The sequence below is a fragment of the Sinobaca sp. TMA16-18 genome (assembly GCF_059510535.1).
Map to the genome: position 1 here is coordinate 316107 of NZ_JCAKFM010000002.1, position 13841 is coordinate 329947.

The 13841-nt window shown below is 46.3% G+C and carries 11 protein-coding genes and 1 riboswitch; of the genes, 5 read left to right on the forward strand and 6 right to left on the reverse strand.

The features are described 5' to 3' along the window. The first annotated feature begins 70 nt into the window (after positions 1-70). Positions 71-2341 carry a UvrD-helicase domain-containing protein gene (locus AC5W14_RS05285; protein WP_496193849.1) on the forward strand — a complete coding sequence of 757 codons (2271 nt, stop codon included), beginning with the start codon at positions 71-73 and terminating at the stop codon, positions 2339-2341. Between the two features lie 161 nt (positions 2342-2502). On the opposite strand, the gene AC5W14_RS05290 is transcribed toward AC5W14_RS05285, so the two are convergent. Both AC5W14_RS05290 and corA read right to left on the reverse strand, forming a co-directional pair. Further along, on the reverse strand, positions 2503-4215 hold the full coding sequence (locus tag AC5W14_RS05290; protein ID WP_496059816.1) for a pyruvate oxidase: 1713 nt from the start codon (positions 4213-4215) through the stop codon (positions 2503-2505). An 87-nt stretch (positions 4216-4302) separates the two neighbouring features. Beyond that, positions 4303-5262, reverse strand: a complete 960-nt coding sequence (corA, locus tag AC5W14_RS05295) for a magnesium/cobalt transporter CorA (protein ID WP_496193850.1) — start codon at positions 5260-5262, stop codon at positions 4303-4305. Positions 5263-5385: 123 nt separating this feature from the next. Beyond that, a riboswitch (TPP riboswitch) is annotated at positions 5386-5488 on the forward strand. A gap of 84 nt (positions 5489-5572) precedes the next feature. On the opposite strand from corA, the gene AC5W14_RS05300 reads away from it, so the two are divergent. Continuing rightward, positions 5573-6853, forward strand: coding sequence for an acetylornithine deacetylase (locus AC5W14_RS05300; protein ID WP_496059814.1), 1281 nt, complete (start codon positions 5573-5575; stop codon positions 6851-6853). Between the two features lie 2 nt (positions 6854-6855). Next, on the forward strand, positions 6856-7524 hold the full coding sequence (gene tenA, locus AC5W14_RS05305; RefSeq protein WP_496059813.1) for a thiaminase II: 669 nt from the start codon (positions 6856-6858) through the stop codon (positions 7522-7524). Positions 7525-7566: 42 nt separating this feature from the next. Here tenA and egtD read toward each other — a convergent pair whose 3' ends face one another. Together egtD and egtB are read right to left on the reverse strand one after the other, a co-directional pair. Continuing rightward, a complete protein-coding gene (egtD, locus tag AC5W14_RS05310; RefSeq protein ID WP_496193851.1) occupies positions 7567-8535 on the reverse strand; it encodes an L-histidine N(alpha)-methyltransferase in 969 nt (322 codons plus the stop codon). Further along, positions 8536-9783: an ergothioneine biosynthesis protein EgtB gene (gene egtB, locus AC5W14_RS05315; RefSeq protein ID WP_496193943.1), complete on the reverse strand. Its 1248-nt coding sequence runs from the start codon at positions 9781-9783 to the stop codon at positions 8536-8538. A 147-nt stretch (positions 9784-9930) separates the two neighbouring features. Between egtB and AC5W14_RS05320 the strand changes: the two genes are divergently transcribed. Both AC5W14_RS05320 and AC5W14_RS05325 read left to right on the forward strand, forming a co-directional pair. Further along, positions 9931-10839, forward strand: a complete 909-nt coding sequence (locus tag AC5W14_RS05320; RefSeq protein ID WP_496059811.1) for an alpha/beta hydrolase — start codon at positions 9931-9933, stop codon at positions 10837-10839. 13 nt (positions 10840-10852) lie between these two features. Further along, positions 10853-11311 carry a flavin reductase family protein gene (locus tag AC5W14_RS05325; protein ID WP_496059810.1) on the forward strand — a complete coding sequence of 153 codons (459 nt, stop codon included), beginning with the start codon at positions 10853-10855 and terminating at the stop codon, positions 11309-11311. 74 nt (positions 11312-11385) lie between these two features. Here the strand turns inward: AC5W14_RS05325 and AC5W14_RS05330 are convergent, their stop codons facing one another. Both AC5W14_RS05330 and AC5W14_RS05335 read right to left on the reverse strand, forming a co-directional pair. Continuing rightward, a complete protein-coding gene (locus AC5W14_RS05330; RefSeq protein WP_496060090.1) occupies positions 11386-12255 on the reverse strand; it encodes a DMT family transporter in 870 nt (289 codons plus the stop codon). A gap of 83 nt (positions 12256-12338) precedes the next feature. After that, positions 12339-13829 (reverse strand): potassium/proton antiporter, encoded by a 1491-nt coding sequence (locus tag AC5W14_RS05335; protein ID WP_496193852.1) that lies wholly within the window; start codon positions 13827-13829, stop codon positions 12339-12341. Between the last annotated feature and the right edge of the window lie 12 nt (positions 13830-13841).

Below are 13841 nucleotides of genomic sequence, written 5' to 3' on the forward strand. Positions count from 1 at the left end.
ATCCGGTAAACGTGGTAGAATGAAGAGTAGCATAATGATATGTCGCATACTACGTAAAATTGGTGATAGCATGGAAAATACATCGTTTGAAAAAACACCGTTTGGAATCGTCAGTCCCGTCGTTCCTGAAGCAGACCTGGCCCGGGAAGAATCGGGTACAGGACAGGCAGACAGCGGAGAAGCGGATTACTTTTATTTCCAGGCACTTGAAGAAAAAGGAATTGCTCTTAATCAGGCGCAGATGAAAGCTGTGCGGCATGGGGAGGGGCCTTTTCTGGCTCTCGCCGGGGCCGGTTCCGGCAAAACGTCGGTTCTTGTCTGCCGAACCGGCTATCTGCTCGCTGTCCGGAAAATACCGGCTGCTCAAATTCTGCTCGTAACCTTTACGAAGAAAGCTGCCGAAGAGATGAAAGAACGAATTGCTGCGCTGCCCGGTATCTCTGCACAGGCGGTCCGACAGCTTCAGATTCGAACGTTTCATTCTTTTTTCCTGCAGCTGCTCCGCGGGCAGGGGTACGATCAGAAAATGATGACAAGCGAGCGGTTTAAGCATATTATCATTAAGAAAAAGTTGAAAGAAGCAGGATTTGATGGAAAGTACCAGCCGGAAACCCTGCTGTCACTATATTCTGCTTATCGGATGAACAATCTTTCCCTCGCAGAAATGCCGGCCAAAACCCCAATGGAAATTGAACAGAAAGGGGTTTTTCGCAGGTACGAAGCCTGGAAAAAAGAAGAACATCAGCTGGATTTTGATGATATTCTCTGTCATGCCTACGAACTGCTCTGTGAATCAGAAACCCTGCTTAAAAAGCTGCAGGAACGATTTCAATATATTATGGTAGATGAATTTCAGGATACCAACCCGCTGCAGTACGAAATGATGAAGATGCTGTCTGCTTCGCATAAAAATTTATTTGTAGCAGGCGATGATGATCAGACGATTTATTCCTTTAATGGAGCGCAAAGTGAAATTATCCTGGAATTTGATAAGGAATTTCCAACAGCAGAAATCGCCACACTAGATATTAATTACCGGTCAACGTCGCCTATTACAGGATTGGGAAATGAAGTTATCCGCCATAATACGAACCGACGGGAAAAGACGCTCAAGTCTACAGCTTTATCCCAAACATATCCGCTTTATTTCCGGGCGGAAACGACAGATGAAGAAGCGAAGCTGGCCGCGGCTGATATTCTTCATAAAGTGCAGAATGGCAGCCGTTCTTTTGCCGATTTTGCCATCCTTCACCGAACTGCCAGTGTGAGCCGCGCTATGTTTGAGCAGCTGACGCTCCATCAGATTCCTTTCTTGTCTTTTACGACAGTGGATCAGATGTTTTATAATCAGTGGCCGATCAAAGCGGTGATGGATCATCTGCGGCTTGCTTTAAATCCATATTATAACGATGCGCTGCCTGAAGTGCTGCCGACGTTATTTATTAACAGGGAAAAAGGAATGCTTCACATCAAACGGTTGGAAGCTGTCGGAGAACAGGCGGAGCCGCTGGAGCTGCTTGAGTCTCTCGGCGGGCTGCGAACTTTTCAGGTGAGCAAGCTGCAGGAGAGAGAGCGTCTGCTCAAACAGCTGAAACCGATGAAGCCAAAGCAGGCAATAAAGAAAATGCGTGAAGCATTTTATGACGCATACCTGGAAGCCAATGAAGCCCAGGCGGAAACGATGCATAAAGAAGGCGTGAAAGAAACGCTCGATGAATTGGAATCGTCCGCCGGCCGTTTTGATTCGGTTCTGGCTTTTGTATCCTTTGTGGATGATATGGTGGAAATGTATAAAGGCATGCAGAAAAAAACACAGGCCGCCAAAACAGATGCAGTGTCCCTGATGACAATTCACCGGGCAAAAGGACTGGAATTTCCAGTAGTATATTTAATCGGCGCATCGGAAACGATCCTGCCGCACAGCACGGCGGTTAAATCTGCCGGATGTGGAGATTTTATAAAGAAAAGCAATGAAAGTGAAGAAAAAGCAATTGAGGAGGAACGACGCTTAGCTTATGTCGCTATTACAAGGGCAAAAGAAGAGCTCTATATCGGTTCCCCCGCCCAATATCGTGGAAAAGCAGTGGAAGTATCCCGATTTTTTTTAGAGGCTTTCCCACATGCAACCCAAAAAAGGAGACAACCCATGGAACAGCAGCCGGAAGAAAGAAAAATAGTAAAAGCATGGTTATGCACAAACGACGATTGTATCGTATGGGTGAAAATTCAAACCCAGGAAGACGATACGCTTCAGGAAAAAACATGCCCTATCTGTAAATCAAAAATGGAAAAAGGCGAAAAAGAAGTGATTATCGCGCAAAGAAGAAACAACAGAAGGTAATTAGAAAAGGATAAGAGTTCTGATAAGCTGTGGAGATTTCTGGAAGGTTCGCGCAGGAAGCCCAGCTTCCGATGCCGTAACCTGAAGAAACGGAAGCGGACACATCCGTTAAGCCCCAGGGGCTTTTAAGGATAGTCAAAAAGAAAAAGCCTAAAGCGGGATCAAAGCCGCTTTAGGCCTTTTTTGATAGGTGGAATCGTAGTGGACCCTTTGGAAAACATGCTTTTGATCATATACTGGCCATATTGAATGCCCTGGTGATAGGACACTTTGCCGGGAAGCGGCGGAATATGTTCGACATGAGCATCAATTACAACCGGGACTTCACTGGTGGATGCCTGCTTCAACGCATGTCTGAGCTCTTCCCGCGAATCAGCGGTGTAACCGATGCCGCCGCAGGCACGGGCAAACGCGGCGTAGTCGATGTCACTGATATCTGTTGCTGCAGGCTGGTTGCCCATCGCCTGTTGTTCAAATTCAATCATTGAAAGTTTTTCATTATTAAATACAACCATAATAAGAGGTAGTTTATATTTTACAGCAGTCACAAAATCCTGCATTCCCATCGAAAAACCGCCGTCTCCGACAATACCGATCACCTGTCGTTCCGGAAAAGCAAGCTTGGCGGCAATCGCTCCGGGCAGGGAGCAGCCCATCGTCGCCAGCCAGGACGAGACAACTATTTTTTGCTTTTTCAGACGGAGGTAGCGGGCGGTCCAAACCGTAATACTGCCGACATCAAGGGAAATAATAGCATCTTCTTCCAGAATGTTCTGTATTTCAGCAATCGCCTGCTGGGGCTGCAGGAGCTTTGTTTCTTTATCGATGTCCTGCTGGAGTTCTTCATTCCAGCTTTTCCGTTTTTTAATATAGCTTTGCAGAAAATCATCCTCTTTTTCTTCCAGGCCATTCGTGAACCAGGGGAGGATGGCGCGCAAGTCTCCAATGAGGCCGACCCGGGACGGATAATATTTGCCAATGACAGAAGGATCGATATCAATCTGGACGGCAGGCGTGTCCTCCGGGAGAAATTCACGGTAGGGAAATGCAGTTCCGAGCAGAAGCAGCAGGTCGGCTTCCTGAATAGCTTCATAGGATGGCTTTGTACCGAGCTGTCCGAGCTGGCCCATATTCTGCGGATGATCATCCGGAATCATGCCTTTAGCCGGAAGGGAGACGATGATAGGGGCTTTGATTTTTTCGGCGAAAGCCAATACTTCTTCGGCCGCGCCTTCCGCGCCTTTCCCAACCAGGATTGCGGGTTTTTTCGATTCGTGCATGTATGCTACTGCTTCTTTAAGGTCTTTTTCTTCCGGACGGATTACAGGAGAAGCGTATACCGGAGACGTCAGACCTTCTTTTGATTTAACCTTCTGACCGAATAAGTCATCCGGTACAATAAGAACGGCGGGGCCTTTTTGCGCGTAAGCCGTACGAATGGCCTGATTAAGCATATCCGGAAGTTGTTCGGCTGTTTGGACGCGTCGGTTGTATACGGCTACGTCTTCAAACATCGCTTCAAGCTTTAGTTCCTGAAAGTGATCGGTACCAACCATTGTGCTGCTGATCTGTCCAACAATAGCGAGAACCGGGACTTTATCTTTTTTTGCGTCATACAGTCCGTTCTGCAGATGGACGGCTCCGGGACCGGCAATGGATAAACAGACACCGATCTGGTGAGTAAGCTTGGCATGTGCCGAGGCCGCAAGTGCTCCTGTTTCTTCGTGTCGTATTTGAATGAAACGAATGTTTTCCTGTTTCCGAAGCTCTTCCATCAATTCATTGATAGAATCGCCGGGCATACCAAAAATCCGTTCTACCTTCCACGTGTGTAATAGGTCGATCACCTGTTTACCAGCTGTTTGTTCAAGCATTGGAACATCCCCCCGTTTCATAGTAGTGTATAGGATAAACAATTCCCTGTTCCCGAACTCTTAAACAATCCTTTGAGAGGTCCAATGTTACTTAAAAATGTTAAACCAGCCTTTCCATTTAAACAAAAGCAGCAGGACAGCGGCCATGCCGGCCATTGCCGCAAGCGTGATAAAGTAGCCGTTATCTGCTGTCAGCTCCGGCATGTTCGTAAAGTTCATCCCATACAATCCGGCAATAAAGGTAAGCGGAATAAAAATAGTGGAAACAATAGTCAAAGTCATCATAATTTCGTTCATTCGATTGGAGTTAATTGTCTGGTAATTGTCCCGCATATCAGAAGTCATCTCATGGTTGGATTGAATAAGCTCAGTCTGTTTTAATAAATGATCATACACATCCCGGTAGTACGCTTTATGCTCGGTGATAAGCTCAAGACGAAGGTCGAGCATCCGATAAAGCAGATCCCGCATCGGAACGATAGTCCGGCGCAGCTGCAGCAGGTCCCCGCGGATATCAAATACCTCATCAATTAAAGCACCGTACGTTTTGTCCGTATCTTTTTCTTCAATTTCGTTCAGGCGGTCTTCCATTTGATAAAGAGGCGGAAAATACGCATCGACTATTTTATCAATAACAGAATACACAATATAAGTCGCGCCATTTTCACGGACATCAGCCGAGGTCCGGGCCTGTTTCCAAACGGCATCTATTTCCGGAGAGGCGCTCAAGTGAAAAGTTACGACAAAGTTACGGCCGGAAAAAATGTCTACTTCTTTTTTAGCAAAGGTATCCTTCTGAAGCGAATGGATAACAAAAAACTCAAACTCTTCATAGTGGTCGTATTTAGGTCGCTGCATAGAATGAAAGCAGTCTTCCACAGCCAGTGGGTGAAAGGCGAAGTCTTTTTCCAGGCGGGAGGCTTCCTGCTCTGAAGGGTCCCTGAAATCGGCCCAGAACCATTTAATCGTGTGATCTGCAAGCAGTACAGCGATATCTTCATTTTCTTTCCATTCATTATGTATCGTAACAGCCATCGTGCGAATCATGGGTGTGCTCCTCTCTGCATCTCAGCCAACGTATACTAATAGCCTATTTGCCAGAAGATCAAACATACAGTTGTATGAAAACGCAATCTGTGATTTACTGGAAGACATAAATGAATAATCATGCGTCACTTCTAGGGGAGCTGTATAAGCTGAGAAAAGGAGAAATCCTTGACCCTTATTACCTGATCTGGTTCATACCGGCGGAGGGAAGAAGCGGAAGACGGTTTCGTTGTCTTTGCTTCTTCTTTCGGGAAGAAGCTTTTTTGTATGTTGTATACGGATCAGCCATTTGATGGGGGAGGCAGAGACAATGACAGAATTATCCGGACTGTTAGCACATATGGAAGAAAAACAGGAAGATCTTATTGAACTGGTAAAAACATTGATTTCTTATGAAACCCCGGCGCCGCCGGCAAGAAATACAGCAGGCATCCAAGCTTTTATTGCCTCATATTTAAAAGAAATGAACTATGAGGTCGACACCTGGGACGTTTATCCGGGTGATCCGAATGTGGTGGCGAAGAAAAAAGGAACCGATGCAGCCAACTACCACAGTCTTATTTTAAATGGCCATGTAGATACAGCAGAAGTGGAAGGATCGGAGTGGAAGACAGACCCTTACCAGGCAGAAATAAAAAATGGCTGGATTCAGGGACGCGGGGCAGCGGATATGAAAGGCGGACTGGCAGGAGCTTTATTTGTGCTCCGCATGTTCCATGAACAGGGGATAGAGCTGCCTGGTGACCTGACGCTGCAATCGGTTATCGGGGAAGAGGTAGGAGAGGCAGGAACGCTTGCTTGCTGCAGACGCGGCTATGAGGCCGACTATGCGCTCGTTGTAGATACAAGTGATCTTCATATCCAGGGCCAGGGCGGTGTCATTACCGGATGGATTACGATCAAAAGCCCGGAAACCTTTCATGATGCGATGAGGCGGAATATGATCCATGCCGGAGGCGCGGTCAAGGGAGCCAGTGCGATTGAAAAAATGATGGTGATTATTCAAGGTCTGCAGACGCTGGAAAGGCAGTGGGCGGTAGAAAAAAGTTATCCGGGTGTTCCGGCTGGAGCCAATACCATCAATCCGGCCGTCATTGAAGGCGGAAGGCACGCGGCTTTTGTTGCAGATGAATGCCGGCTTTGGGTGACGGTTCATTTTTATCCGGATGAAACGCATGAATCGGCAGCCGCAGAAGTAGAAGAACATATACGAAATGTCGCTTTCGGAGATCCCTGGCTGAAACGTCATTCTCCCGTGTTTGAATGGGGCGGCACCTCGATGATTGAAGACCGGGGAGAAATCTTCCCGTCGCTTTCGGTGGATGAAGAGCACCAGGGAACAACAATGCTCGCAAAAGCGCTGGAGAAAATATCGGGAGAAAAAGCGGTCCTTGATGTTTCTCCCACCGTAACCGATGGAGGATGGCTTGGTGATGCCGGTATCCCGACAGCTATCTTTGGCCCGGGCACGCTTGCCAATGCCCACGCGGTGAACGAAAAGCTTTCTGTAGATCAGCTGCTTACATTTACGAGAACGCTTGCCGTTTATGTATACGAATGGCTGCATTCAGAAAAAAATAAGGAGGAATAGGTATGTCATTCAGCCATATGCTTCAGCAAAAGCTGCAGCCAATCTGGACTAAAAACCACAGCCATCCATTTGTTACCGGGATGGGAGATGGCACGTTGGACAAAGAAGCATTTCGTTATTTTATGATTCAGGACTATTTATATTTAAAAGAGTATGCCCGACTGTTTGCGATGGGAACGATGAAAGCCCGGACATTGAAGACGATGGGGGAGTTTGCGGATCTGCTGCAGTCTACGCTGAATGAAGAAATGCAGCTGCACCGGGAGTACAGTGCCAAGCTGGATATTAGAGAAGAAGAACTGGAGCAGGCAGAAGCAGCCCCGGTGACGTTAGCTTATACAAGGTATATGCTGCATGAAGGGCAAAGCGGCGGACTGGCTGAACTAACAGCAGCACTGCTGCCGTGTATGTGGAGTTACGCAGAAATCGGCCGGGATTTAAGCCGCATTCCCGGAGCTTCGGAGCACGAACTGTACGGGGAATGGATACGAATGTACAGCGATCCCGGTTTTCAGGAACTTGCTGAGTGGTGTATCGCTTTGTTGGATGAACTGGCAGAAGGAAAGCCGCAGCATGAACTTGATAAACTGGAAGAGATCTTTTTAACGACCACAAAATTCGAATATTTATTCTGGGATATGGCTTATCATCATAAAACCTGGCCGCTGTAACAGAAAAAGAGAAAGCACCCGCTGTGCTTTCTCTTTACTTATCTATGGCCTTTTTAACAAAAACACGCCAAACCATTCGTTTTCATCGGTCCAAAAAGTTTCAACGTTTAAATGAGCTTGTTCGGCAAGAGTCATAAATTCGGAAACAGAAAATTTATGTGAGTTTTCCGTATGAATGGTTTCACCCTTGGAGAAGTGAAATGTGTGCCCTTCCAAGGAGATGAGCTGCTCTTTACTGCTTTGGAGGTGCATTTCGATTCGTCCGTTTTCCTCAGAGTAAAAAGCATGATGCGTAAAGTCAGCAGCATTGATGCCTGCATTCATTTCTTTGTTCATACGCTCCAGAATATTTAAGTTGAAGGCAGCCGTAATACCTTTGGCATCATTGTAGGCTTTATGAAGAAGGGAAGTATCTTTCTTTAGATCTACGCCAATCAAGATCTGTCCACCGGCCGCCAGTTCGATTCCGAGCGACTGCAGAAAAGCGGAGGCTTCTTTCTTTTGAAAGTTACCGATAGTAGAACCGAGAAAACAGATCGTTTTATTCGTTTCCGGATCCTCATTCAGAAAGTCCAACGTGCTTGTGTAATCTGCACAGATACCGGTCACTTTCAAAGCCGGATAATGCTTCAGCACGTGTTCTGCCGTGTCCTGAAGGGCGCTGATTGATATATCGACCGGCTTATAGGCCGCAGGTTCGTCCAGAAAAGGGAGCACCTGGTTCATTTTTTCAAAGCTTCCGCTGCCCAATTCAATAATATGGGCCCGTCCGCCTATCGCTTCAGCAATATCAGGACCAAAATCATGCAGAATGTCCATTTCTGTCCGGCTTACATAATATTCCGGAAGCTTTGTAATAGCATTGAACAATTCACTTCCTGTTTTATCGTAAAAATGCTTAGCCGGAAGGGTTTTATGCGTTTGCCCAAGCCCGGCAATTACATCATCTTTAAAAGAGGACACCTCAGGCTGCAGATCGACTAACGTATAAGAAAGGTTTGTGTTTTTCATTTATTCATCCCTGGCGAGACGAATACCGCTGAACTGCCAGCGTTTTTCAGGTGGAAAGAAGTTCCGGTACGTAGAGCGGATGTGAGACTGAGGCGTAGCGCAGGAACCCCCGCGCAGTACCATCTGATTACTCATAAATTTAGCATTGTATTCTCCGAGTGCGCCTTCCAGTGGCCGGTTATTTGGATAAGGAGAGTAGGGACTTCTTGTCCATTCCCATACGTTGCCATACACCTGCTCCGGTTTGTGTACCGGAGCCGGATGATAGGTTTCTGCTTCCACAAAGTGGCCCTCTGTCGCATAATCACGGAAAGCATGCTCCCATTCCTGTTCTGTAGGCAGCCGGAATCCGGCCCAGCGGGAAAAAGCGTCTGCTTCATAATAGCTGATATGGGTCACGGGTTCTTCCGGGTTCACTTTCTTTAACCCCTGCAGCGAATAGGCATACCATTCTCCGTCGTGCTTTTCCCAGTAGAGAGGAGCCGCCCACTGCTCCTGCTTAACAATACCCCACCCTTCAGACAGCCAGTAGCCGGCTTCTGCATAGCCGCCGTCTTCTATAAATTGCATGTATTCTCTGTTGGTTACAGGTACAGTAGCGATCGAAAAAGGATGGATCCAGTATTTGTGTACAGGCCGCTCATTATCAAAAGAAAAATGAACGTTATTAGTTCCTATTTCGGCAAGTCCTTCCTCAAACGTGAGCCATTCCCTTGCGGCTGCAGCCGTTTCTTCTGTTCGTTCCGGAAAGACAGCAGGATTTGTCGGATTAATAGAGAAGTTATATTTAGTATCGGTAATAAGCAGTTCCTGATGCTGCTGTTCGTGCTGGAGACCTACTTCCATGAGATCGGCAATCTCTTCTGTTAAAGGAGTATTTTGTAAAAAGCTTTCCACTTTCTCTTCTACGTATTCACGATAAGCGAGAGTTTCTGCTACTGTCGGCCTGGAGATCAAACCGCGCTGGGATTTAGGAAATATTTTTCCCTGCGTTTCGTAATAAGAATTATAGAGAGCGTTGGAGTCTTTAGAAAACTCTACATAATTCTCAGCATGATTTTTCAAAATAAACTGTTCAAAGAACCAGGTTGTATGGGCTAAGTGCCATTTTGCCGGACTTACATCGGGAGAGGCCTGCATCATATAATCCTCTGTTTCCAGAGGGGCGGTAATGTGAAGCGTTTGTTTCCGGATTGTCCGAAAATCGGTCAGAAGCTTTTCAACAGTGGATGAAGTAGTGTGTGCGATGGGAAAAACCTCCTAAAAAAATTTTACTTATCTCATACCTTCTTTTTGCCTGAACCAAACCTGTAGAAAGCCAAGCACAATAGAATGTTAGAATTCACTATAGAGGGGGTACATAATGATATATGACAAATTATATGGAGCGGTAAAATGATAAATACCTGGAAGGCAAAAGTAGTTAGAAAAAAAGCATCTTTTAAAAAGCGCCCATCCACGATAAATATTCAAGCGGTAGCTTCTGTTGAAAAACGGTTAATCTCTACGACAGGGCGCATGACTCCTGTAACCTTTTATTATCCAGTAACATCCGGAGCGGCCACACTTCCCATTTACATAAACCTTCACGGAGGAGGATTTGTGCAGGGGCAGCCTTCCCAGGATGATCCGTACTGCAGATATATAGCCAATGAGGCTTCCTGTCTTGTAGTGAATATCGATTATGCCAAAGCGCCGGAGTCCCCATTTCCAGCAGCTTTAGAAGAAAGCTATGAAGTTATCAAATGGGTGATTGATCACGCCGATAGTCTTCGCGCGGACAAAGAACGGCTGGCTGTCGGCGGCCAGAGCGCAGGCGGCAATCTGGCAGCAGCGCTCACTTTGCTGGCAGCTATCAGAAAAGAATTTTCGTTCTCTAAACAGGTTCTGAATTATCCAGTGGTGGATCTGGCAACACCGGCTGAAGAAAAACCTGTGCTGGATGAAAACCGTGTGATTCCGGCTAAAGAGTTGACTTTTTATAATAACTGCTATGTAGTAGATAAGGAAAGTGCTAAAAATCCCCTTGCTTCGCCTATTATGGCAGAGAGTATGAAAGGGGTACCGCCGGCTCTGGTTATTACGGCGGAATATGATTCTCTTGCAGAGGAGGCCGAACTGTACGCAGCCAAGCTGACCAAGCATGGAATTGAAACAGAGCACAGACGGTTTGACGGATGTGAGCATGCGTTTACCCATGATGGTCCCAACAAGCAGGCAGAAGAAGCATGGGAGCTTATTGCACGTTCATTAAAATCATCCCTGCATACCAATCAAGCTGCAGCATCAGTTACTACTAAATAAGGAGTGAAGAAAAATGGACGATCGCTTATTTAAATCCGCCATGGGGAAATTTGCCTCCGGCGTGACCGTGGTTACAACAGAGACAGAAGAAATACATGGTATGACAGCCAATGCATTTATGTCCGTATCTCTTGATCCGAAGCTTGTCGTCGTTTCCGTATCCAAAAACGCGACCTGCCATGAAAAAATTAAAGAAGCCGGGACATTTGCGGTAAGTATTCTTTCACAGGAACAGGAAAAGTATTCCATGTACTTTGCAAGACAGCTCAAAGAAGATATCGACGTGTCATTTGAGCGGTTCGAAGGACAGCCTGTTATTGAAGATTCGTTAGCCAACCTGGCCTGCAGAGTGCATTCGACCCATGAAACAGGGGACCATACGTTGTTTGTAGGGGAAGTCATTAATCTAAAAGTACAAGACGGGGACCCGCTCTTGTACTTTGAAGGAAAATACAATAAATTTGCTGAATAACTGAACATAGTTTTTTAAAAGTTGTGTTCATGTTTAAGAGGGACCCGGAGAAAAATCTCCGGGTCCCTCTTTTTTTAGTTGGATGTTTTTACACTTACGACAGTGACGGTAACGAGAATAAGCGCCATTCCAAGCAGTTGAATGATGGTTAAATGATCGCCGAGCAGCAAGACACCGAACAGCGAGGCCGTGACCGGCTCGACCATCGCAACCATTGAAGCATTTGCAGGTGTTGTCCGGCGGATTCCAATCACATATATAATAAAAGAAATGCCCGCTCCGACGATTCCTAAAAGAAGAAACCAGCCTGTATCATTTGATGTCAATACAGCAGCGGCTTCATTCATGTCTGCAAACAGAAACAGGATAAGACAAAAGATAAAAAAAGCGATGGTTAACGTAGCCTGAGGCTTTCCAAGAGCGGAAGCGTTTTTAAATCCGAAGATAAACAGAGCGTAAGAAAGACCGGATGCGAGGCCGGCTGTTACTCCCAGAGCACTCACGGTGAGTGACCCCATGTTATAAGCTCCGGTAAGAAGAATAATTCCTATAAGCACTCCGGCAATGCTCGCCCATTTCATCCAGGTGGAACGCTCCATGCCCAGCATAAAAGAAATGAGAAGAACAAATATTGGTGCTGTATACATTAAAGTGACCGCAATAGCGATACTGGAAGCCTGGATACTTACGAAATAAAAGGTGAAATTTCCGGCCACTCCGACTCCTGCAAGCAGAGCCCATATGTAAAAAGAAGTAGACCGGTTCCAATTTTCCTTAAAGCGGAAAAGAACCCAGGTAAAAAAGCAGATAAAGCCAATAATGCCCCGGTAAAGGGAAATGATAATAGGGTCCCAGCCCCTGCTCATCAGAATGTCAGCAATACCTCCGGTAATGCCCCAGAATACGGCAGCCAGCATAACCAATCCAACGCCGGCGTATTTCATATTCATAATATGACCTCCTATAAAAAGTGGACTTCAATCATTCCATAGTTAACAGGATGAATGAAGTCGCAGTCTGCCTATTGTTACGAAAAACGTTTCTTTTCTTTTTTTCCCTCAAGCATTTGTTTAAGGTCGTGTTTTTTTCTGGTGGCTACGAGAATAAACAGCGTATCCCCCGGCTCGATCTCAATATTAGCGTCTGTATTAAGAAGTTCTCCATCACGGACTAATGCATTGACAGCAGATTCTTCCGGTATATTAAGGCTGTTTACATGCTGGCCGATAATGGCAGAATGTCTGGAGGCCTGATATTCAATAAGCTTAGCATCTGTTTTTCCTATATTAACAAGCTCCCAGGAAGAATGTTCGTCCCTGCTGTCAGGGGCAGTAACTTTCAGCTTGTTGGACAAGGGAGCAATGGTTGACCCTTGAATGAGAGCTGAAGTAAGCACGATAAAAAAGACCGTATTAAAAATAATCGAATCATTATCTACGCCCGCTACGATTGGAAATGTGGCCAGAATAATAGGTACTGCGCCACGCAGTCCGGCCCAGGATAAAAACAGCCGGTCATTCAGGGAAAATCCGCTGCCGAGCGTAGAAAGAAAAACGGCTGCGGGTCTTGCGATAAACATAATAAAAAAGGAAAGCAGTACACCTGTCCATATGACGCCCCACGAGAAAATATCTTCCGGGGTGGCCAGTGCTCCCAGTACAATAAACATGACGATCTGTGCCATCCAGGCAAACCCTTCGTGAAAAGTGGTGATGGAATGGCGGTAGGTCAATTCCGAATTGCCGATTACAAGAGCAGCAACATACACAGCTAGAAAACCGCTGGCGAGCGCAAATTGAGCCGAACTATAGATGATGAACGCAAATGAAATGGCAAAGATAGGATAAAGGCCGCCGGCATCCATGTTAATTTTGTTAACAGCATAAGAACCAACCTTGCCTAAGGCCAGGCCGATTGCGACGCCGCCGATCATCTGCCATAAAAAACTTCCGGCCATCAGCGTATAGCTTGGGTCCGGAGACATGAGCAGTTCTATAGCTGCCAGGGTAAGAAAAACGGCCATGGGATCATTGGCCCCGGCTTCGCCTTCCATAGAGGCACTGAGACTGGGCTTAATATTTTTTCCTTTTAATGTAGCAAACACGGCGGCTGCATCAGTAGAGCCCACCAGTGCTCCGAGAAGAAAGGCTTCTATCATGGTAAGGTCCAGCAAAACGTAAGCAAAACCTGCCAGAAGAAGCGAAGTCAGCAGCACCGTGAGCGTGGATAATGAAAGAGCGGTGCCGGCAACAGGCCGGATAACCGACCACTTTGTCTGGATCCCGCCTTCGAATAATATAATAACAAGCGCAAGGATCCCGATGGTCTGCACATGCTCCACGTTCCCTAAAGGAAGGATATTCAATCCGCCGGATCCCATCAGCATGCCGATAGCGATAAATAATATTAGAGAGGGAACGCCAAGCCGGCTGGAAAATTTGGACACGAGAACTCCGCAGGCGAGCAGAAGTCCTACAAGGAGCAGAATATAATCACTTAATAAATAATCACTCAGCACAACAAGGCCTCC